At 68.7% G+C, this 20285-nt stretch carries 16 protein-coding genes and 1 pseudogene; 7 read left to right on the top strand and 10 right to left on the bottom strand.

Annotated elements, in window-relative coordinates:
• Positions 1–29: 29 nt before the first annotated feature.
• The 3 genes from SB786_RS30200 to SB786_RS30190 form a co-directional block, all read right to left on the bottom strand.
• Entirely contained in the window at positions 30–1190 is a 1161-nt protein-coding gene (locus SB786_RS30200) for an arabinogalactan endo-beta-1,4-galactanase (protein WP_410730653.1), read from the bottom strand.
• Between the two features lie 158 nt (positions 1191–1348).
• Positions 1349–2437, bottom strand: a complete 1089-nt coding sequence (locus SB786_RS30195) for an aldose epimerase family protein (RefSeq protein WP_410730652.1) — start codon at positions 2435–2437, stop codon at positions 1349–1351.
• 27 nt (positions 2438–2464) lie between these two features.
• The gene (locus tag SB786_RS30190) at positions 2465–3658 is read right to left on the bottom strand and encodes a XylR family transcriptional regulator (protein WP_105832117.1); all 1194 of its coding nucleotides are present in this window, start codon (positions 3656–3658) and stop codon (positions 2465–2467) included.
• A gap of 265 nt (positions 3659–3923) precedes the next feature.
• Between SB786_RS30190 and xylA the strand changes: the two genes are divergently transcribed.
• From xylA to SB786_RS30165, 5 genes are all read left to right on the top strand, one after another.
• On the top strand, positions 3924–5246 hold the full coding sequence (gene xylA, locus SB786_RS30185) for a xylose isomerase (protein WP_410730651.1): 1323 nt from the start codon (positions 3924–3926) through the stop codon (positions 5244–5246).
• 4 nt (positions 5247–5250) lie between these two features.
• Positions 5251–6729, top strand: a complete 1479-nt coding sequence (gene xylB / locus SB786_RS30180; RefSeq protein WP_410730650.1) for a xylulokinase — start codon at positions 5251–5253, stop codon at positions 6727–6729.
• A gap of 101 nt (positions 6730–6830) precedes the next feature.
• Positions 6831–7859 (top strand): D-xylose ABC transporter substrate-binding protein, encoded by a 1029-nt coding sequence (xylF, locus tag SB786_RS30175; protein WP_410730649.1) that lies wholly within the window; start codon positions 6831–6833, stop codon positions 7857–7859.
• 71 nt (positions 7860–7930) lie between these two features.
• Entirely contained in the window at positions 7931–9490 is a 1560-nt protein-coding gene (gene xylG / locus SB786_RS30170) for a D-xylose ABC transporter ATP-binding protein (RefSeq protein ID WP_410730648.1), read from the top strand.
• Positions 9487–10686 (top strand): sugar ABC transporter permease, encoded by a 1200-nt coding sequence (locus SB786_RS30165; RefSeq protein WP_410730647.1) that lies wholly within the window; start codon positions 9487–9489, stop codon positions 10684–10686. The genes xylG and SB786_RS30165 overlap by 4 nt, the downstream gene beginning before the upstream one ends.
• Positions 10687–10704: 18 nt before the next feature.
• Here the strand turns inward: SB786_RS30165 and SB786_RS30160 are convergent, their stop codons facing one another.
• Complete coding sequence (locus SB786_RS30160; RefSeq protein WP_410730646.1) at positions 10705–11607, bottom strand: LysR family transcriptional regulator; 903 nt, start codon at positions 11605–11607, stop codon at positions 10705–10707.
• Between the two features lie 99 nt (positions 11608–11706).
• On the opposite strand from SB786_RS30160, the gene SB786_RS30155 reads away from it, so the two are divergent.
• Positions 11707–12582, top strand: coding sequence for an aldo/keto reductase family oxidoreductase (locus SB786_RS30155; RefSeq protein WP_410730645.1), 876 nt, complete (start codon positions 11707–11709; stop codon positions 12580–12582).
• Positions 12583–12625: 43 nt separating this feature from the next.
• Here the strand turns inward: SB786_RS30155 and SB786_RS30150 are convergent, their stop codons facing one another.
• Positions 12626–13024 (bottom strand): cupin domain-containing protein, encoded by a 399-nt coding sequence (locus tag SB786_RS30150; protein WP_410730644.1) that lies wholly within the window; start codon positions 13022–13024, stop codon positions 12626–12628.
• 122 nt (positions 13025–13146) lie between these two features.
• Here SB786_RS30150 and SB786_RS30145 point away from each other — a divergent pair.
• Positions 13147–13477, top strand: a pseudogene (locus tag SB786_RS30145) (LysR substrate-binding domain-containing protein); the annotation flags it as partial.
• A gap of 52 nt (positions 13478–13529) precedes the next feature.
• On the opposite strand, the gene SB786_RS30140 reads toward SB786_RS30145, so the two are convergent.
• The 5 genes from SB786_RS30140 to SB786_RS30120 all read right to left on the bottom strand — a co-directional run bounded on the left by SB786_RS30140 (position 13530) and on the right by SB786_RS30120 (position 20245).
• A complete protein-coding gene (locus tag SB786_RS30140; protein ID WP_006749684.1) occupies positions 13530–13700 on the bottom strand; it encodes a hypothetical protein in 171 nt (56 codons plus the stop codon).
• Positions 13697–14668 carry a DUF72 domain-containing protein gene (locus SB786_RS30135; RefSeq protein ID WP_410730643.1) on the bottom strand — a complete coding sequence of 324 codons (972 nt, stop codon included), beginning with the start codon at positions 14666–14668 and terminating at the stop codon, positions 13697–13699. Before SB786_RS30135 ends, SB786_RS30140 begins: the two co-directional genes overlap by 4 nt.
• Before the next feature lie 163 nt (positions 14669–14831).
• The gene (locus SB786_RS30130) at positions 14832–16790 is read right to left on the bottom strand and encodes a phosphatase PAP2 family protein (protein WP_410730642.1); all 1959 of its coding nucleotides are present in this window, start codon (positions 16788–16790) and stop codon (positions 14832–14834) included.
• 248 nt (positions 16791–17038) lie between these two features.
• Positions 17039–18559, bottom strand: a complete 1521-nt coding sequence (locus SB786_RS30125) for a diguanylate cyclase (RefSeq protein WP_410730641.1) — start codon at positions 18557–18559, stop codon at positions 17039–17041.
• Between the two features lie 213 nt (positions 18560–18772).
• Entirely contained in the window at positions 18773–20245 is a 1473-nt protein-coding gene (locus SB786_RS30120; protein ID WP_410730640.1) for an NAD-dependent succinate-semialdehyde dehydrogenase, read from the bottom strand.
• Between the last annotated feature and the right edge of the window lie 40 nt (positions 20246–20285).

Below are 20285 nucleotides of genomic sequence, written 5' to 3'. Positions count from 1 at the left end.
GTGCGGTGATGCCGTGACGCCGGGACGGGTCAGCGCCGGCGGACCGCGTCGAGCGACGACAGCGCGTTGCCGTGGAAGTCGAACCACGTATTGTTGTCCCATTGATCGCCCGCGCCGACCTTCCAGCCGACGCCCGGCGTCGGGATCCATTCCGGCTCCCACCAGAACACGCCCTTGCCGCGATTGCCCGGCACGCCCTTCACGATATCGACGACCGCCCCGAGGAATTGCGACTGGCCCGCCGGTGACGGCGGGAACGCGGTCGAGCCCGTGTTCGTCATCGCGTTCGGTTCCGAGTCGCCGTCGCTGGTGGTCCACGGATACGCGGTCTCCACGACGATCAGCTCCTTGTCGTAGCGCACCGCGAGGTCGTTCGCGTTGTTGCGCAGGTCGTCGAGCGAGCCTTGCCACTGCGGGTAATACGACAGGCCGATCACGTCGAACGTCACGCCGCGCTGCGTCGCGCTGTCGAACCACCAGCGGCTTTTGGCGTTGTCGCCGCCGCTGTCGATGTGCAGCATCACCTTGATGCGCGGATCGACGGCCTTCACCGCATCGCGGCCCGTCTTCAGCAGCTGCGCGAGGTTGTCCCACTGGTCGTAGCGGCCGAGCGGCCACAGCATGCCGCCGGTGATCTCGTTGCCGATCTGCACCCACTCGGGCCGCACGCCGGCGCGCTGCAACTCGCGCAGCACGTCGGTCGTATAGGCCGACAGCAGCGCGCACGTATCGGCGAGATTCTTGCCGGCCCAGGCGTGCGGCGGATATTGCTTGCCGGGGTCGGCCCACCAGTCGCTGTAGTGGAAGTCGATCAGGATGCGCATCCCCAGCGCGGCCGCACGCTTCGCGAGCGCCACGACGTGTGCGGCATTGTTGTAGCCGGCCGCATCGCTCTGGTTGGCGGGGAAGAAGTCCGGATTGCCGGGATCGTTCCAGACCTTGATGCGGATCGAATCCACGCCATGCGCGTGCAGGATCTTCAGGCAGTCGCGCGGGTGCCCGCGGTCGAAGTATTGCGCGCCGTGCGCCTCGAGCTCCGGCAGCGTCGACACGTCCGCGCCCATCGCGAACGGGACGCCGCCCGCGGCGCGCGCAACGCCTTGCGCGACGGCCGGCAGCGTGCCGGCCAGGTCGACGCAGGCGAGCGCCGCGGTCGAGACACTCCAGCGCAACATCGATCGTCTGTTCATTGTCATCCTCCAGTGTTTGGCCCGGTCGATCGCTTGGCCGGATCGCGGGCATTGGCGGTTTAAGCGCTTAAATTTCGGCCTCGATACGAGGCCGGAATGAGCGTAGCGCAGCCCCCGATGCCTACGCAAAGAACGCGTGCGTTGCCTACTATCTGGCGCTACGTGCGCACGCCGACCCGATACCGCGTCGTCTGGCGATAGGTCGCACCCGGCTGAAGGATGGTTTCGTCGCGCAACGCGTGCATGTTGACCTGGTTCGGAAAGCACCCGGCTTCGACGCACAGCGCCGCATGCTGCACGCACGACACGCCGCCGCTTGCGCGCACGCCGTCGAGATAGTTGCCCGTATAGAGCTGCAGCCCGCGCTGATCCGTCGACACGGCGAGCTCCCGGCCGCTTTCCGGATCGTAGATCGCCGCGACGGGCCGCACGCCGCGCCCGGGGTCGCGCAGCACGTAGCAGTGGTCGAAGCCGCGCCCGCGGGCGAGCTGCGCATGCGGCCAGTCGAGGCGCGCGCCGATCGGCGCGCTCTGCCGGAAATCGAACGCGCTGCCCGTCACGTCGGCCGTGCCGGTCGGGATCAGCGCGTCGTCCACTTCGACGAACGCATCGGCGTCGATCTGCAGCAGATGCCCGCGCACGTCGCTGCCCGCGCGTCCGCTGAGGTTGAAGTAGCTGTGATTCGTCAGGTTCAACGGCGTGGGCGCATCGGTTACGCCCGTGTAGTCGATCGTCAGCGTGCCGTCGTCGTCGAGCGTGTAGCGCACCTGCACGCTCACGTTGCCGGGGAACCCGGCATCGCCTTCCGGCGAATCGAGCCGCAGCGTCAACCCGCCGTGGTCGTCGATCACGTCCCAGCGCGCGCGATGAAAGCCGCTCGCGCCGCCGTGCAGCAGGTTACCGTTCTCGTTGCGGTCGAGCGTGTAGTCGACGCCGTCGAGCGTGAAGCGCGCATCGGCGATCCGGTTCGCCCAGCGACCGACCGTCGCGCCGAGGTACGCGCCCGAGTCGACGTAGTCGGCCGGCGTGTCATGGGCCAGCACGATATCGGCGAAGCGCCCGGTACGGTCGGGGGCGAGCCACGACACGACGGTCGCGCCGAGATCGCTGACGACGACGCGCATCCCGTGCGCGTTGCGCAGCGTGAAGCGCCGCACCGGATCGCCGCCGGGCGGCGTGCCCCACGGCTCGGACGGAATGCGGCCGAGCTCGGCTGCCGGGCGGGAAGTGGCGGTATCGATAGGCATGAGTGGGTTCGCTCGTGGGCGGTGAATTCAGTGGGCGGGCGCGGTGCGTTCCTGGTATTCGCGCGGCGTGCAGCCGAGTTCGCGGCGGAACACCGCATACATGTATTGCAGCGACGTGAAGCCGCAGCGGATCGCGACTTCCGCGCTCGACGCATTGCGGGCCGCGAGCAGCGCCTGCGCGGCCTCGAGCTTGTGACGCAGGATTTCCTGGTGCACGGTGCGCTGCAGTTCGCGCCGGAAGTGCTCCTCGAGCAGCGAGCGCGACACCCCGACATAGTCGGCGACCTGTTCGGTCTTGATCCCCTGGCACGCGTACTGGCGGATGAAATGCCGTGCGCGCATCACGTGCGGGCTCGCGAGCGGTTGGTGGCGCGTCGATTCGAGCACGTTGATGCCGACCGGCGGCACGAGGATGCGCTGCCCGGGAAAACGCGCGCCGCGCAGCATCCGGTGCAGCAGGTGCGCGGCGGTGCGGCCCATTTCCTCGGTGCCCTGGATCACCGACGACAACGGAATGCGCGTCAGCGTGCGGGTGAGCGGATCGTTGTCGATGCCGATGATCGCGACCTGCTCCGGCACCGCGATGCCGGCGATCAGGCACGCCTGCAGCAGGTGCCGCGCGCGCGCATCGGTGACCGCGATCACGCCCACGGGTTTCGGCAGCGCATGCAGCCAGCCGATCAACTGCTCGATCGCGTGATCCCAGCCCGACGCGCTCGTCGACACGCCGCGGTAGATCGGCGCGTCGAGCCCGTCCGCGCGCGCGAGCCGGTCGAATGCGAGCTCGCGCTGCTGCGCCCAGCGATTCTCCTGGGCGGCCGGCAGGCTGTACATCGCGAAATGCGCGAGCCCCGCGCCGATCAGGTGCGTATAGGCGAGCGACACGAGCTTGGGGTTGTCGGTCGCAATATATGGGACGCCGTCCGGATACTGCGCCGGATCCTCGTATGACGAGCCGACCGCGACGATCGGCAGCGGCGAGCCGGCGAGCGCGTCGGCGACGGCCGGATCGTCGAAGTCCGCGATGATGCCGTCGCCGTCGAAGCGCTCGATGCCGGCGAGGCGGCAGCGGAAGTCGTCTTCGAGGAACAGGTCCCACACGACGCGCGTCGTGTGCAGGTACTGGCCGATGCCGCTGATGATCTCGCGGTCGTAGACCTTGTTCGCGTTGAACAGCAGCGCGATGCGGTGCGGTGTCTGGGCGGAAGGGGCGCGGTTCATCTGGTGTCGGGGCACGCGCGCCGGGCGCGTCGTGCCGTTGTCTCCGTGGCGCGCCCGGGGCGGCGGCGCGCGGTGTTCTGGTGTCCGGCGATTGTAGGACGGAACCCGCGTCGCGCGCAGCAGCTGGCAAGAAACGTTAAGCATGCTGCGCAATTTCGCAATTGCCGGCCGGCAGGCGCGCGGGCACGATCCAGTCAACCGAATTCGGCCGCGTGCGTCGCCGCGACGCGCGTTGCGCTGCAACAAGAGCCTGCACGGAGACACCATGTCGTATTTCGAACACATTCCCGCGATTCGTTACGAAGGTCCGCAGTCGGACAACCCGCTGGCCTACCACCATTACGACGCCGAGAAGCGCGTGCTCGGCAAGACGCTGGCCGAGCATCTGCGGATTGCCGTGTGCTACTGGCACACGTTCGTATGGCCGGGGCACGACATCTTCGGGCAGGCCGCATTCCAGCGGCCGTGGCAGCAGCCGGGCGACGTGCTCGAGCGGGCGCGGCTGAAGGCCGATGCGGCATTCGAATTCTTCACGAAGCTCGGTACGCCTTTCTACACGTTCCATGACACGGACGTCGCGCCGGAGGGCGACAGCCTGCGCGAGTACGCGGCCAATTTCGCGCGGATGGTCGACTATCTCGGCGAGCGCCAGCAGGCGAGCGGCGTGCGGCTGCTGTGGGGTACCGCGAACCTGTTCTCGCACCCGCGCTTCGCGGCGGGCGCGGCGACGAACCCGAACCCCGACGTGTTCGCGTGGGCCGCGGCCCAGGTGTGCCACGCACTCGACGCGACGCACCGGCTCGGCGGCGAGAACTACGTGCTGTGGGGCGGCCGCGAAGGGTACGAGACGCTGCTCAATACCGACCTGAAGCGCGAGCGCGAGCAGTTCGCGCGCTTCCTGTCGATGGTCGTCGAGCACAAGCACCGGATCGGCTTCACGGGCGCGCTGCTGATCGAGCCGAAGCCGCAGGAGCCGACCAAGCACCAGTACGACTACGACGTCGCGACCGTGCACGGCTTCCTCGTGCAGTACGGACTGCAAAACGAGATCCGCGTGAACATCGAGGCCAACCACGCGACGCTCGCCGGTCATTCGTTCCATCACGAGATCGCGAATGCGTTCGCGCTCGGCGTGTTCGGCAGCGTCGACGCGAACCGCGGCGACCCGCAGAACGGCTGGGACACCGACCAGTTTCCGAACAGCGTCGAGGAACTGACGCTCGCGTTCTACGAAATCCTGCGCCACGGCGGCTTCAGCACCGGCGGGATGAACTTCGACGCGAAGGTGCGCCGCCAGAGCGTCGATCCGGAAGACTTGTTCTACGGCCACGTCGGCGCGATCGACGTGCTCGCGCTGGCGCTCGAACGCGCGGCCGTGCTGGTCGAGAACGACCGGCTCGACGCGCTGCGCCGGCAGCGCTACGCGCAGTGGGACGACGCGTTCGGCCGCAAGATCCTGTCGGGCGGCTATACGTTGCAGTCGCTCGCGGACGACGCGCTCGCGCGCGGCGTGGACCCGCGGCATGCGAGCGGCGCGCAGGAGCGGCTCGAGAACATCGTGAACCAGGCGATCTACGGGCTGCGCTGACGCCATGTATATCGGACTCGATCTCGGCACGTCGGGCGTGAAGGCGGTGCTGCTCGACCGCGACGGTGCGGTGCGCGCGAGCGCGAGCCGGCCGCTGACGGTGAGCCGGCCGCGGCCGCGCTGGTCCGAACAGGCGCCGCGAGACTGGTGGGACGCGGCATGCGGCGCGCTCGCCGCGCTCGTCGACGAAGCACGCGCGGCCGGCATCGACCCGCACGACATCGCCGCGCTGGGGCTGACCGGGCAGATGCATGGCGCCACGCTGCTCGACGCGCACGGCGACGTGCTGCGCCCCGCGATTCTCTGGAACGACGGTCGCGCGGATGCGGAGTGCGCGGAACTCGAGCGGCTCGCGCCGGCGCTGCGCACCGTGGCCGGCAACGTCGCGATGCCCGGCTTCACCGCGCCGAAGCTGCTGTGGGTGCGCCGTCACGAGCCCGACGTGTTCGCGCGGATCGCGCACGTGCTCTTGCCGAAGGACTATCTGCGCTACCGGCTGACCGGTGCGTTCGCAACCGATCCGTCGGATGCCGCCGGCACGCTGTGGCTCGACGTCGCGAAGCGCGACTACGACGACGCGCTGCTTGCCGCGTGCGGATTGTCACGCGCGCAGATGCCGACCGTGTTCGAGGGCAACGGCGTGACCGGCACGCTGCTGCCAGCCGTTGCGCGCGCGCTCGGGTTGCGCGAGATCCCGGTGGTGGCCGGCGGCGGCGACAACGCGGCCGGCGCGGTGGGCGTCGGCATCGTGCGGCCCGGCGATGCGCTGCTGTCGCTCGGCACGTCGGGCGTCTATTTCGCGGTGTCGGACGGGTTTCGCGCGAACCCGGAATCGGCGGTGCACAGCTTCTGTCACGCGCTGCCCGATACGTGGCACCTGATGTCGGTGATGCTGAACGCGGCCGGCTGCCTCGACTTCAGCGCGCAGCTGGCCGGTTACGGCGGCGTCGCGGCGCTGCTCGACGATGCCGAGACGAACGCGCGCGCAAGCCGCCCGTGGTTCCTGCCGTACCTGAGCGGCGAGCGCACGCCGCACAACGACGTGAATGCGAAGGGCGTGTTCTACGGGCTCACGCCCGACACGCAGCGTGCGGATCTCGCGAACGCGACGCTCGAAGGTGTCGGCTTCGCGCTGCTCGACGGCATCGACGCGCTGCATGCGGCCGGGCTCGCGCCCGATAGCATCACGGTGATCGGCGGCGGCTCGCGCAGCGCGTACTGGACGCAGATGCTCGCCGACCTGAGCGGTCGCGCGCTGACGCTGCGCGCGGGCGGCGAAGTGGGGCCGGCGCTGGGCGCCGCGCGCCTGGCGCGTCTCGCGCTCGAACCGGATGCGCCGCTCGACGACGTGTGCCCGCAGCCGCCGATCGTCGCGGTGCGCGAGCCCGACCTCGCGCGGCATGCGTGGTATCGCGACGTGCGGCGTCCGACGTTTCGCGCGCTTTACCGCGCGCTCGAACCGGTGTTTGCAACGGGCGCATGACGTGTGCATGACGTGCGCGTTGCAGTGACTCGATGCGGGCGGCGCATTCCGGCGGCCGCCCGGCGTTCGTGAGGTTGTCCAATAACGAGAGGAGTGGAGACATGAAATCCGTGACGCGTCGTACCGTATTGAGCACGCTTGCCGGCGCCGCCGCGCTGGCGGTCCTTGCGCTGGGCGCACCGCCCGCGCACGCGAGCAAGGACAAGCCCGAGATCGGCTTCTGCATCGACGACCTGCGCGTCGAGCGCTGGTCGCGCGATCGCGATTATTTCGTCGCGGCCGCGACGCAGCTCGGCGCGAAGGTGTCGGTGCAGTCGGCCGATGCCAGCGAGGCGCGGCAGATTTCCCAGATCGAGAACCTGATCTCGCGCGGCGTCGACGTAATCGTGATCGTGCCGTTCAATTCGAAGACGCTCGGCAACGTCGTCGCCGAAGCGAGGAAGGCCGGTATCAAGGTCGTGTCGTACGACCGCCTGATCCTCGACGCGGATGTCGACGCGTACATCTCGTTCGACAACGAGAAGGTCGGCGAACTGCAGGCGCAGGGCGTGTTCGACGCGAAGCCGAAGGGCAACTACTTCCTGCTGGGCGGCGCGCCGACCGACAACAACGCGAAGATGCTGCGCGCGGGTCAGTTGAAGGTGCTGAAGCCGGCGATCGACCGCGGCGACATCAAGCTTGTCGGCCAGCAATGGGTGCCCGAGTGGAGCGCGTCGACCGCGCTGCGGATCGTCGAGGACGCGCTGACCGCGAACAACAACAAGATCGATGCGATCGTCGCGTCGAACGACGGCACCGCGGGCGGCGCGATCCAGGCGCTCGCCGCGCAGCATCTGGCCGGCAAGGTGCCGGTGTCCGGGCAGGATGCGGATCTCGCGGCGGTCAAGCGCGTGATCGCCGGCACGCAGACGATGACGGTCTACAAGCCGCTGAAGCTGATCGCGAGCGAAGCCGCGAAGCTCGCGGTCGATCTCGCGAAGGGCGCGAAGCCCGCGTTCAACGCCCAATACGACAACGGGAAGAAGAAGGTCGACACGGTGCTGCTGCAGCCGACGCTGCTGACGAAGCGCAACGTCGACGTCGTCGTCAAGGACGGCTTCTACACCCAGGCCCAGCTGGCGAGCCAGTAACGGCACGACGGCGGCGATGCACGCGGCCGGCCAGGCGGGCGGCCGCGTGCTCACTGCGAGGCGATGAACGTATGACCGAACCCTTGCTGACGATGCGCGGCATCGTCAAGGCATTCGACGGCGTGAAGGCGCTCGACGGAATCGACCTGACCGTGCGTCCGGGCGAGTGCGTCGGCCTGTGCGGCGAGAACGGCGCCGGCAAGTCGACGCTGATGAAGGTGCTGTCGGGCGTCTACCCGCACGGCACGTGGGACGGCGAGATCCGCTGGGAAGGCGCGCCGCTCGTCGCGTCCGGCGTGCGCGACACCGAGCGCGCGGGCATCGTGATCATTCATCAGGAGCTGATGCTCGTGCCCGAGCTGTCGGTTGCCGAGAACATCTTTCTCGGCAATGAGATCACGCTGCCCGGCGGGCGCATGCACTATGCGGAGATGGTGCGGCGTTCGGAAGCGCTGCTGCGCGAGCTGCGGATCGATGCGATCAACGTCGCGCAGCCGGTGATGAACTACGGCGGCGGCCACCAGCAGCTGATCGAAATCGCGAAGGCGCTGAACAAGCGCGCGAAGCTGCTGATCCTCGACGAGCCGTCGTCGTCGCTGAGCGCCGCCGAGACGCGCATCCTGCTCGACATCGTGCGCGACCTGAAGCGTCGCGGTGTCGCGTGCGTGTACATCTCGCACAAGCTCGACGAAGTCGACGCGGTATGCGACACCGTGACCGTGATCCGCGACGGCCGCCATGTCGCGACCGAGCCGATGTGCGGGCTGACCACCGACCGGATCATCGCGATGATGGTCGGCCGCGAGATCCGCAACCTGTATCCGCGCGAGCCGCACGAGATCGGCGACGTCGTGCTGGAGGCACGCAACGTGACCTGTCACGACGTCGCGAACCCGCGCCGCAAGCGCGTCGACGACGTATCGTTCGCCGTGCGGCGCGGCGAGATCCTCGGTGTTGCCGGGCTCGTCGGCGCGGGCCGCACCGAGCTGATGCAGGCGATCTTCGGCGCGTATCCGGGCGCGAGCTCGGCGAGCGTGCGGATGAACGGCCAGCCGCTCGCGATTCGCGCGCCGGCCGATGCGATCCGCGCGGGCATCGCGATGGTGCCGGAGGACCGCAAGCGTCACGGGATCGTGCCGCAGCTCGGCGTGGGCCACAACATCACGCTGTCGGTGCTGCGCCGTTTCGCGACGCGCGGACGGATCGACGCAGCCGCCGAGCTCGATGCGATCCGCACGGAGATGCAGCGGCTGTCGGTGCGCGCCGCGCATCCGTTCCTGCCGATCGCGAGCCTGTCCGGCGGCAACCAGCAGAAGGCGGTGCTCGCCAGGATGCTGCTGGCCGACCCGCAGGTGCTGATCCTCGATGAACCGACCCGGGGCGTCGACGTCGGCGCGAAGGCGGAGATCTACCGGCTGATCTTCGCGCTCGCGAAACGCGGCGTCGCGCTGATCGTCGTGTCGTCGGAGTTGCCGGAAGTGCTCGGGCTCGCCGATCGCGTGCTCGTGATTGGGGAAGGCGAATTGCGCGGCGATTTCGTGAACGACGGCCTCACGCAGGAACAGATCCTCGGCGCCGCGCTGACGCCCGCGCGGCATCCGGCCGAACCCATTGCAGCGAGTGCGCCATGAATACCGAACTGTCTTCCTCTTCCGCCGTGCCGCCGGACGCCGACGCGCGCCGCGCGCACGGCCATCCGTTGCGCCAGATCTTCGTGCGCTACAAGGTGCTCGCGCTGCTGTTCGCGGTCGCGGCGATCTGGGTGTTCTTTTCGGTGCTGACCGATGGTGCGTTCGTCACGCCGCGCAACGTGTCGAACCTGCTGCGGCAGATGTCGATCACCGGGATGCTCGCGTGCGGGATGGTGTTCGTGATCATCGCGGGCGAGATCGACCTGTCGGTCGGTTCGCTGCTCGGGCTGCTCGGCGGCGTCGCGGCGATCCTCGACGTCAATCGTCACTGGCCCGTCGCCGCGACGGTGCCGGCGGTGCTCGCGCTCGGCGTGCTGGTCGGGTTGTTCAACGGCTGGTGGTCGACCTACCGTCGCGTGCCGTCGTTCATCGTCGGGCTGGGCGGGATGCTCGCATTCCGCGGCATCCTGCTCGGCGTGACGGGCGGCTCGACGATCGCGCCGGTGTCCGACGGCTTCGTGTTCATCGGCCAGGGCTACCTGCCGCGCGTGGCGGGCGACGGGCTCGCGCTGCTGCTGTTCGCGCTCGTCGCGCTGCTGGTCGTCCGGCAGCGCGGCACGCGGCGCCGTTATCGGCTGGCGCTCGCGCCACTGTGGCAGGACGTCGCGAAGATCGTCGGCGCCGGGGCCGTGCTGTTCGCGTTCGTCGCGATGCTCGACCGCTACGGCGGCATCCCCGTGCCCGTGCTGCTGCTGCTCGCGCTGCTCGGCGCGTTCTCGTGGATCGCGACGCAGACCGTGTTCGGCCGACGCATCTATGCCGTGGGTTCGAACCTGGAGGCGACGCGATTGTCGGGCGTCGATACGGATCGCGTGAAGCTGGCGATCTTCGCGCTGATGGGGCTGATGTGCGCGTTCGCGGGGATCGTCAACACCGCGCGGCTCGCGGCCGGCTCGCCGTCGGCCGGCACGATGGGCGAACTGGATGCGATCGCCGCGTGCTTCATCGGCGGCACGTCGATGCGCGGCGGCTCGGGCACCGTCTATGGCGCGCTGATCGGTGCGCTCGTGATGGCGAGCCTCGACAACGGGATGTCGATGCTCGACGTCGACGCGTACTGGCAGATGATCGTCAAGGGCGCGGTGCTGGTGCTGGCGGTGTGGATCGACGTGGTGTCGCGCTCGAACCGGCGGTGAGGTGTCGTTCTATCCCTTCTATCCCGCGTCGGCCTTGATGAAGTCGATGAACGCGAGCAGCGGAGCCGGTACGAAACGTCGCCCCGGGTAGTAAAGATACGGCCCCGAGAACGGCCGCCACCACCCGTCGAGCACGGGCTCGAGCGCGCCGCTCGCGAAGTACGGGCGCAGCCAGTCTTCGTACAGATGCACGATGCCGAGCCCTGCACAGGCAGCGTCCACGACGAGATCGACAGCGCCGCCGATCTGCACGACGAGCGGCCCCGACGGCTCCACGCGCACCACTTCGCCGTTGCGCTCGTATTCCCACGCCGGCATCGCGCCGCTCGCGAAGCGGCCGCGCAGGCATGCGTGATCGAGGAGGTCGCGCGGATGGGCGGGGCGGCCGCGCCGCTCGAGATAGGCGGGCGCCGCGGCGGTCGCGAGGCGTTGCGACCGCGGGCCGATCGGCACGGCGATCATGTCCTGTTCGAGGCGCTCGTCGTAGCGAATGCCGGCGTCGCAGCCGGCCGCGAGGATATCGACGAAGCTTTCGTCGGCCACGACCTCGAGCCGTATCTCCGGATACGCGTCGAGAAAGCGCGGGACGATCGACGGCAGCACGAGCCGCGCCGCGCTCATCGGCACGTTGAGCTTCAGCGTGCCGACCGGCTTCTCGCGGAACGCGTTCACCACGTCGAGCGCGGCCTCCACCTCGCTCAGCGCCGGCGTGAGCCGTGCGAGCAGACGCGCGCCGGCTTCGGTCGGCGACACGCTGCGCGTCGTGCGGTGCAGCAGCCGCACACCCAGTTGCGCCTCCAGCCTGCGCACCGCTTCGCTGAGCCCCGACGCACTCGCGTCGGCCAGGCGCGCAGCCTCGCGAAAGCCCTTCGCGCGCGCCACCGCCACGAACGCGTTCAGATCGCCGAGATCGACTTGCATTGTTCGCCTTTTCGTACAGGTTGTGCGCATTATGACCGCTTATCGTGCAGCGCCGCGCGGCGTAACCTACGCTTCACTCGTTCATACAGGAGCACGATCATGTCCGCCATCGTTCAATCCGGCACGTTTTCCGTCGCGGGCCACCGCGTTCACCGCGTCGGCTATGGCGCGATGCAGCTGGCCGGGCCGGGCGTGTTCGGGCCGCCGAAGGATCGCGACGCGGCGCTCGCCGTGCTGCGCGAAGCCGTCGAATCGGGCGTCGACCATATCGACACCAGCGACTTCTACGGCCCGCATGTGACGAACCGGCTGATTCGCGACGCGTTGCATCCGTATCGCGACGATCTGCTGATCGTGACCAAGATCGGCGCGACGCGCGGCGACGACGGTTCATGGCTGCCGGCGTTTTCCGCCGACGCGCTGGCGGCCGCCGTGCACGACAACCTGCGCAACCTGCGTCTCGACGTGCTCGACGTCGTCAATCTGCGGATCATGTTCGACGTGCACGGCCCGGCCGAAGGCTCCATCGAGGCGCCGCTGTCGGCGCTGGCCGAACTGCAGCGGCAGGGCCTCGTGCGACACATCGGCCTGAGCAACGTCACGGCCGCGCAGATCGCCGAAGGCCGACGGATCTGCGACATCGCGTGCGTGCAGAATCATTACAACCTCGCGCATCGCGACGACGACGATCTGATCGATGCGCTCGGCCGCGACGGCATCGCGTACGTACCGTACTTTCCGCTCGGCGGCTTCAATCCGTTGCAGTCGTCGACGCTCGACGCGGTCGCCGCGCGGCTCGGCGCGACGCGGATGCAGACCGCGCTCGCGTGGCTGCTGCGCCGCGCGCCGAACATCCTGCTGATTCCGGGAACGTCGTCGGTCGCGCATCTGCGCGAGAATCTCGCGGCCGGCGCGCTGGTGTTGCCGGACGATGCCGCGCGCGAACTCGACGGGGTCGCGGCCGCTCGCGGTTGATGCCGGCGCGGGCGTCGTACATCGCATCGTCCGGCCGCTGAATTCAGCGAACCTCACCCAGCTGCTCGTCGATCGTGCGCGTCAACGGCGACTCGACATCGCCGGTGTGCTTCGTCTGCACGGGCTCGATCAGCACGATCCAGCATTCGTCGTCGGCGACGGGGTTATGCTGCGTGCCGCGCGGCACCACGTGCATCGAGCCGGCGGGCAGGTCGACGACGCGGCCGCCTTCATACTCGATCCTCAGATGCCCGCGCACGACGAAGAACAGCTCGTCTTCATGCGCATGGTCGTGCCACACGAGCTGACCGCGAACCTTCGCGACCTTCACATACTGATCGTTGACCTGCGCGACGATCTTGGGCGACCAGTATTCGGATACATCGGCGAAGGCAGCCTCGAGGTCGAACGATTCGGCGAACGCAACGGCGGGTAGGGTCATCTCGTCTCCAGATCCAGTGGTGGCATGCAGGATCGAAACCGGCACGTTGCCGATTCATCGATATGGGGGCCAAGCCGATTATATTGACGCCGCCGTTACGCCGCACGACGGCGCCGCGCCGCACCGCATGGGACGTCACGGGGCCCGGCCGCGACGTCACGCATCGCGATCGAGCCGGTGGCCCGGCTGTCGTCGTTGATCATGGTGCGCGATACGGTCCGGCTCGGGCTGGGCGCCGCTTGCCTGCCGGTGTCGCTCGTGAGCCGCGATCTCGCCGCCGGCACACTCGTGAGTTGGGGCGACGTGCCGGGGGCCGACATCGCGGTGTGGGCGCTGTATCCTTCCAGGCGATTATTGAGCGCGCGCGTGTCCGCGTTTCTCGATCACCTGAAGAGCGCGTTTCCGTCGGGCACACCGCACGAACTGGCCGCCTATATCGACGCGCAGCAGTGAAACCGCGCCGCGCGCGGTGTGGGGTTCGAGATACCGCGGCGACGCGCGTGCGCTACGTCCGGTCGCGGGTGCGTGCGCGTACCGCACCCGTGATCACCGCGATGCCGAACAGGATGACGGCGACGATCTCGATGATGTGCTGCGACACGTGCAGTGTCATCAATCCCCATGCCACGCCGCCGATGAAAATGATCCATCCGACCAGGTAGATAAGCAGAGTCATCGTTTTTCTCCTTGCGGTTCGGGTTCATCGCTCGGCTGCCGTCGCGCGGCGGCCGCTTTATCCGGCAGCGGTTCGTGCGCATGCAGGCCGAGGCGTTCCATCAGGCGTCGAGCGTCGAACGGTGCTTTCGTCTTCACGTCGTTGTCGAAATAGCAGTACACGTCGCGCCGCTGGGCGGGCGGCGGCGCCAGCTCCGGGGCCGCGAGGCGCGCATCGGCGGGCTGCGCGCCGCCGCGCCACGACGTGATCCTGCGCGCCCACCGATCGAGCGACGCATCGGAATACGCGCCGGAATACTTCGTTTCCGTGCCGTGCAGCCGCATGTAGACGAAGCGCGCGGTCAGATCCTCGAACTGCGGCCACGCCTCGGTGGAATCCGACACGACGAGCGCGGCCTTGTGGCGGCGCAGCAGCTTCACGAACGCCGGATCCACGAAGCTCGCGTGACGCACTTCGACAGCGTGACGCAATTTGCGCTTGCGGTCGATCTCCAGATACGGCGTCTTGACCCTGCGGTCGTGCTGTCGCGCGAGGGCGAGCGCGGCTTCCGTGTCGGGCGGCAGCAGGCTCAAAAAACGTTCCATATGTTCGGGGTCGAAACGCAGCGACGGCGGAAATTGCCACAGGATCGGCCCGAGCTTGTCATTCAGCGCGAGGAGCCCCTGCGCGAAGAAGTTCGCGCAAGCGGTCGTCGCCGTTTCGTCGCGAAAGCGCAACATGTGGGTCAGATAGCGCGAGCCTTTCACGCTGAACGTAAAACCCGGCGGCGTTTCGTCGTACCAGCGCCGCCAGCTGCCGAGCGCTTGCAGGCTGTAGTGCGTGCCGTTGATCTCGATCGTCTGCATCCGGCCGGCTGCGTATTGCAATTCTGCGGCCTGCTTCAGCCCTTTCGGATAGAAGGTGCCGCGCCATCCGTCGTAGCGCCAGCCTGAAATGCCGATGTGAATCTCGCCGGTGGTGCTGTTCACGTCGATGCCCGGAAGTCCGTGGATATCCGTGGCAAGTAGCAAGGCGCGTGCCGCGGCGCGGCACGCGTGCGCTCCGTCGCTTGCCGCGCCGCGCGGCGAACGCCGCTTTCGAGTCAACCATAAGGAGCACGATGAAAGCGACGTCGCACGCGCCGCGCGGCGATCACGACGCGGACAACCTCACCGACACGCCCGTCGCCGTATAAACCGGCGTCGCCTTGAAGCCGTCGACCGTCACCGTCGAGAACTTCGCCGCGCCCGCCGCGCCGTCGATCAGCGCGATCGTATCGCCGGCCTTCGGCGCATAGCCGTTCACGAACTTCACGTGCAGCGTGCCGCCCGCGACGGTCAATTGCCCGCCCACGCGCAGCCGCCCGCCGCCGTTGCCGTCGATGTCGAGTTCGAGCGTCGCGTTGTCGAGCTGCGTATAGCGCGTCGCGATCGTGACCGGCGCGCTCGCCGCGATCCGGACGCTGCCACCGGCGCCGACGTACACGTCGCCGTTGCCGAACGCCGACGCGGATGCCGCGGCGAGCGTGCCGCCGCCGACCTGCGTGCCGCCCGCATAGCGGTTGTTGCCCGCCAGGGTCAGCGTGCCGGTGCCTTGCAGCGTCAGCTTGCCGGCGCCGCCGATGTCGTTGCGCCACTGGTCGGCCGCGTTGAGTCCGCCCTGCGACGCGTCCATCGACACGATCACGTTGCCGTTGAACGCGCCGTAGCCGTCGGCCGCGGCGAACAGGTTCAGGCGGCCCCAGCCTTCCGCATCGTCCATCACCGGGTAGCCGGACGGCAGTTCGGTCGTCTTCAGCACGACGCGCCGCTGGTCGGCGCTCAGGTACGGGAAGCGCGTCTGCAGCAGGATCTCCGCGCCCTTCGGCACGACGGGCGGTGCGTCGGTCGACTCGATCGCGCCGAAGCCGAACGTCAGGCGGCGCGCGAAGGCCGTCTTGTTCGCCGTGTAATCGGCGAACCGGTCGTTGGCCGTCGTGCCCGAGTGCGCGAAGGCGGCGAACGTCGTGCCGGTCGTCCCCGTGAGCTGCTGCAGCGTCTGGTGGGCCTGCGCATACGCGGCCTGCGCATCGCTCGCATACGCGCTCAGGTTCGCCGCGCTGACGGCCAGCGCGAGCATGCGGCCGCCGATCACGTCGAGCGGCGAGTGCATGCCGGCGAGGATCCGGTTCTCGCCCAGTTCGAGGCCGCGGCTGACCATCTCCTGGAAGCGCTCCGGCACGAGCCAGGCCATCGTCATCGCATCGCGGAACGCTTCGGCCGAGTGGCCGCTGATGAAACCGCCGTCGGTTGCGGGCGTCGTGCTTTCCGCCGGGACGAGCGTCGGCGCGACGACGACGCTCGAACTCCAGCGATACGGCCGCGCGTACTTGTAGAAGCGTTTCGCGGGTTCGGTCGACGCGTTGTTGCCCATTTCGTTGAGCAGGTCGACGACCTTGCCGAAGCTCGCGTTCGTGCTGCTGCCGACGCCGACGTTGTTGCCGGCGTCGTTGTACAGCACCGTCGTCGCGTCGGCGGGCACGCTGGTGATGCTGGTGATCTGCTGCGCGGCCGTGCGCCACGCGCTGGTGAGCGGGCCCATGCCGTCGGTCACGCTGTAACCCTTGCCGCGCCGGTCGTCGAAGTAGGCGGCGTCGGCCTGCTGCTGCGTGCGCGCGGTCGTTGCGTTGACCACATACTGGACATTGGCCGCGAGCACCGTGTCGTTCAGGCTCGTGCCGCATGGCGTGCCGCTGCCGGGCAGGCCCGAGCAGGTCGACGGCGAGATCGCCGGAAACGCGCCGTTGGCCGGCGCGCTCACGCCCGCATCGACCAGCATCGTCGACGGCTGCCACAGGTCGAGGAAGCGGCTCACCACGCGCACGGCGGCGTTGGTCGACAGCGTGGCATAGCGCGCGTCGCCGCGCTGGTTGCTCGCGATGTTGTCGACGAAGGCCGGCACGCTCGGCACAGGGGCGCTGTCGACGAAGCCCGGATCCGCCGGCGGCGCCGGAACGGCCGCGATGGTCGGGTTCGTCGACGCGACGTCGTCACCGCCGCCGCAGGCGACCAGGACGAACGCACTCGACAGCGCTGCGACGTGCAGCGGGAAACGGCTCCGTGATACCAACATGCAAGACTCCATCCTGAGGGTCGAAGATGGCGGATTGTCGGGGGCGATCGTGACGTGGCGGTTAAGGATTTGTTGCGCGGCGCGGTCGATGCGCGCGAATTCTCACTATCTGGTGAATTCGTGCTGCTGAACATGCCGGACGGATCGATCCGGTCGTCGGCGAAGGCCGATATTGGACGGCGACGCGCAAGCCGCGCATGCGTGCGGCCGCGCGTGCAATTCGAAACAGGAGAGCGGAACCGCGGCGCTCACGCCGGTCGGGTGAGCGATTCCACGTCGGCGACGCACACGCGGTTTCTGCCCTGGCGCTTGGCCGCATAGAGGGCGAGGTCGGCCTGATGCGTGAGCGCATGCACGGACGGCGGCCGCGCGCGATGGCCGGTCGCGCAGCCGATGCTGACCGTGAAGGCCGGCATCGTCGCGTCGAACCCGTCGAGCCGGTTGCGCTCCACGGCGCCGCGAATCGCTTCGGCGACCTGCTGCGCACCGTGCTCGTCCGTGTCCGGCAACACCGCGACGAATTCCTCGCCGCCGTAACGCGCGGCGAGATCGCCGCGCCGTCGCGTATGCGCGCGGATGCATTCGGCAAGAAAGCGCAGCGCGGTGTCGCCTTGCGCATGGCCGTAGCGGTCGTTGTACTGCTTGAAGTGATCGGCGTCGATGAACAGCACCGACAGGCTGCCGTCGCTGCCGCGCTGCAGCCGTTCCCACTCGTCGGCGAGCGCGGCATCGAGTGCGCGACGGTTGTGCAGGCCCGTCAGCGGATCGGTGCGCGTGAGGTCCGTGAGCAGCGTCTGCTTGCGCAGGTTGTCGCGCAGCGCGAAGGCGAGCAGCCACACCACCGCGCAGAACAGCGCGCCGATGACGCACGCCGACACGCCCGCCGTCCATGTCAGGCGCGTGATGCCGGCCAGCACGTCGTGCTCGGCCGGCGCGACCACGGCAATCAGCGGCGTGCCGGGTACCCGCTGGTACGTATACAGCCGCACCGTCCCGTCGATGCTCGAGCGCGCGGAATAGAAGCCCGATTCCTGGCTCACCATCCGCTCGAACGACTTCGACCGGCGCACGCGCACCATCTGGTGATCGCTCAACGGCGGATTACGCGCGAGGATCGTGCCGTCCGCGCGCAGGATCGCGCTGACGCCGTGCGGTCCGACGTTCAATCGCGACAGCAGCTGATCGAAGTAGGCGAGATCGACGGCGACCACCGCGATCCCGTTGAACGCATGATCGGGCCGTTCGATGCGTCGCGACAGCGCGATCGATTCGGTGCCGCTGCGCGAACGCGCGCGGTACGCCTTGGACACGTAGAGGCCGACGTTGTCCGAATCGCGATGGACCTTGAAGTAGTCGCGATCGCTGAAGTCCCAGTTGTGGGTCGGGCCGCAACAACCGTCGATCAGCCGCCCGTAGCGGTCCGTCACGCCCATGCCGGTCACGTATTGCGCGGCCGTGCGTTCGAACAGCACGTCGTGACGCAAGCCGGCCTTCAGGCGCACGATGGCCGGGTTGCCGAGATCGGCGGCGAGCGACACGAGCGCGTTGTTGGACGTTTCGACGGTGCGCGCGATCTCGCTGACGAGGACGGCCGCGACATTGCGCGACGTCTCGTGCGCATGTTCGACGACTTCGCGTCGCGCGGCCCACAGCGTCACCGCGCTGATACCGAGCGCCGCGATCGACATCAGCGTGCCCAGCACCCCGACGATCAGGTGGTGGCGGCCGGCCCAGTCGGCAATTTTCTCGATCGAAGGGGATGCAGGCATGGCTCGCGCTCGTACGGGAAGCGGGCTGCGACGGCAGCGGCGCTGGTCAAATCCGGGTTAACGGCACGTGTGCCCGGAAATCGAGGCCGGCATGCGAGGCGATGACGGCGAGGCGATGACTGCGCGGCGGGCGCAAACGTGTGCGAGCGGCGCGCCGCGCAACGACTGCGCGACGATTGCATAACCGCCGCCGATGACGGCGGCGCCGCGGCTTCAGTCGAGCCCGCCCTGGCACAGGTACTTGATCGACAGGTAATCGTCGAGGCCGTAGCGCGAGCCTTCGCGGCCGTAGCCCGATTCCTTCACGCCGCCGAACGGCGCGGCCTCGCTCGCGAGCGCGCCTTCGTTGATGCCGACGATGCCCGTTTCGAGCCGTGCCGACACGCGCGCGATGCGGCGCACGTCCTGCGTATAGAAATACGCGGCGAGCCCGAACGGCGTGTCGTTCGCGGCGTCGACGGCTTCGTCTTCCGTGTCGAACCGAAACAGCGCGGCGATCGGCCCGAAGGTTTCCTCGCAGGTCAGCTGCATGTCGGCGGTGGCGTCGCCGAGCACCGTCGGCGCGTAATAGTTCGGCCCGAGTTCAGGCAGGCGCTTGCCGCCCGTGAGCACGCGCGCGCCGCGCTCGATCGCGTCGCCGACGTGGCGCGCGATCTTGTCGACCGCGCGCGCGTTGATCATCGGGCCGATCTGCGCGGCCGGGTCGGTCGCGGGCGCGACCTTCAGCGCGGCGACACGGGCGGTGAGTTTGGCGGCGAACGCATCGTAGACGCCGGCCTGCACGTACACGCGGTTCGGCGACACGCAGGTTTGCCCGCCGTTGCGGAACTTGGCGGCCATCAGCCCGTCGACCGCCGCGTCGAGCTCGGCATCGTCGAACACGATGAACGGCGCATTGCCGCCCAGCTCCAGCGACAGCTTCTTCAGCGTCGCCGCTGATTCGCGTGCGAGCAGCTTGCCGACGGGCGTCGATCCGGTGAACGTGATCTTGCGCACGCGGCCGTCGGCGAGCCAGTCGGCCACCGCGTCGATGCCGCGTTCACGCGATGCGGCGATCATGTTCAGCACGCCGGGCGGCACGCCGGCTTCCTGCGCGAGGAAGGCGAGCGCGAGCGCGGTGAGCGGCGTGTCTTCGGCCGGCTTCGCGACGACCGTGCAGCCGGCCGCGAGCGCGGGCGCGATCTTGCGCGCGATCATCGCGAGCGGGAAATTCCACGGCGTGATCGCGGCGACGATGCCGATCGGCTCCTTGAGCGCACTCAGCCGCTTGCCGCGCTGCTGCTGCGGAATCAGGTCGCCGTAGGTGCGCGTCGCTTCCTCGGCGAACCACTGCACGTACGATGCGCCGTACGCGACTTCGCCGCGCGCTTCGGCGAGCGGCTTGCCTTGTTCGCACGACATCAGCTTCGCGAGATCGTCGGTATGCGCGACGATCGCCGCGTGCCATGCACGCAGGATCGCGGCGCGGTCGCGAGCGGGCGTCGCACGCCAGGCGGGCAGCGCGCGTGCTGCCGCGTCGGTCGCGGCGCGTGCGTCGGCGGCGTCGCTGTCGGGGGCGTGGGCAACGGTGTCGAGCGTGGCCGGATCGGTGACGTCGAAGCGACGGCCGTCGCGCGCGTCGCGCCACGCGCCGTCGATCAGGTTGGCGGTGCGAACGAGTTCGGGTCGGGAGAGCGTAAGCGGCATGACAGGTCCTTGGATGAAGCGATTCGGCGACGACGGCTGC

It is taken from the genome of Burkholderia sp. SIMBA_062 (assembly GCF_046534765.1).
GTDB lineage: Bacteria > Pseudomonadota > Gammaproteobacteria > Burkholderiales > Burkholderiaceae > Burkholderia > Burkholderia ambifaria.
This window is presented reverse-complemented; position numbering and strand designations above follow the sequence as displayed.

Excerpts from the sequence above, each read along its gene's own strand:
- SB786_RS30200 (WP_410730653.1), bottom strand. The coding sequence starts at position 1,190 with ATGAACAGACGATCGATGTTGCGCTGGAGTGTCTCGACCGCGGCGCTC.
- SB786_RS30195 (WP_410730652.1), bottom strand. The coding sequence starts at position 2,437 with ATGCCTATCGATACCGCCACTTCCCGCCCGGCAGCCGAGCTCGGCCGC.
- SB786_RS30190 (WP_105832117.1), bottom strand. The coding sequence starts at position 3,658 with ATGAACCGCGCCCCTTCCGCCCAGACACCGCACCGCATCGCGCTGCTG.
- xylA (WP_410730651.1), top strand. The coding sequence starts at position 3,924 with ATGTCGTATTTCGAACACATTCCCGCGATTCGTTACGAAGGTCCGCAG.
- xylB (WP_410730650.1), top strand. The coding sequence starts at position 5,251 with ATGTATATCGGACTCGATCTCGGCACGTCGGGCGTGAAGGCGGTGCTG.
- xylF (WP_410730649.1), top strand. The coding sequence starts at position 6,831 with ATGAAATCCGTGACGCGTCGTACCGTATTGAGCACGCTTGCCGGCGCC.
- xylG (WP_410730648.1), top strand. The coding sequence starts at position 7,931 with ATGACCGAACCCTTGCTGACGATGCGCGGCATCGTCAAGGCATTCGAC.
- SB786_RS30165 (WP_410730647.1), top strand. The coding sequence starts at position 9,487 with ATGAATACCGAACTGTCTTCCTCTTCCGCCGTGCCGCCGGACGCCGAC.
- SB786_RS30160 (WP_410730646.1), bottom strand. The coding sequence starts at position 11,607 with ATGCAAGTCGATCTCGGCGATCTGAACGCGTTCGTGGCGGTGGCGCGC.
- SB786_RS30155 (WP_410730645.1), top strand. The coding sequence starts at position 11,707 with ATGTCCGCCATCGTTCAATCCGGCACGTTTTCCGTCGCGGGCCACCGC.
- SB786_RS30150 (WP_410730644.1), bottom strand. The coding sequence starts at position 13,024 with ATGACCCTACCCGCCGTTGCGTTCGCCGAATCGTTCGACCTCGAGGCT.
- SB786_RS30140 (WP_006749684.1), bottom strand. The coding sequence starts at position 13,700 with ATGACTCTGCTTATCTACCTGGTCGGATGGATCATTTTCATCGGCGGC.
- SB786_RS30130 (WP_410730642.1), bottom strand. The coding sequence starts at position 16,790 with ATGTTGGTATCACGGAGCCGTTTCCCGCTGCACGTCGCAGCGCTGTCG.
- SB786_RS30125 (WP_410730641.1), bottom strand. The coding sequence starts at position 18,559 with ATGCCTGCATCCCCTTCGATCGAGAAAATTGCCGACTGGGCCGGCCGC.
- SB786_RS30120 (WP_410730640.1), bottom strand. The coding sequence starts at position 20,245 with ATGCCGCTTACGCTCTCCCGACCCGAACTCGTTCGCACCGCCAACCTG.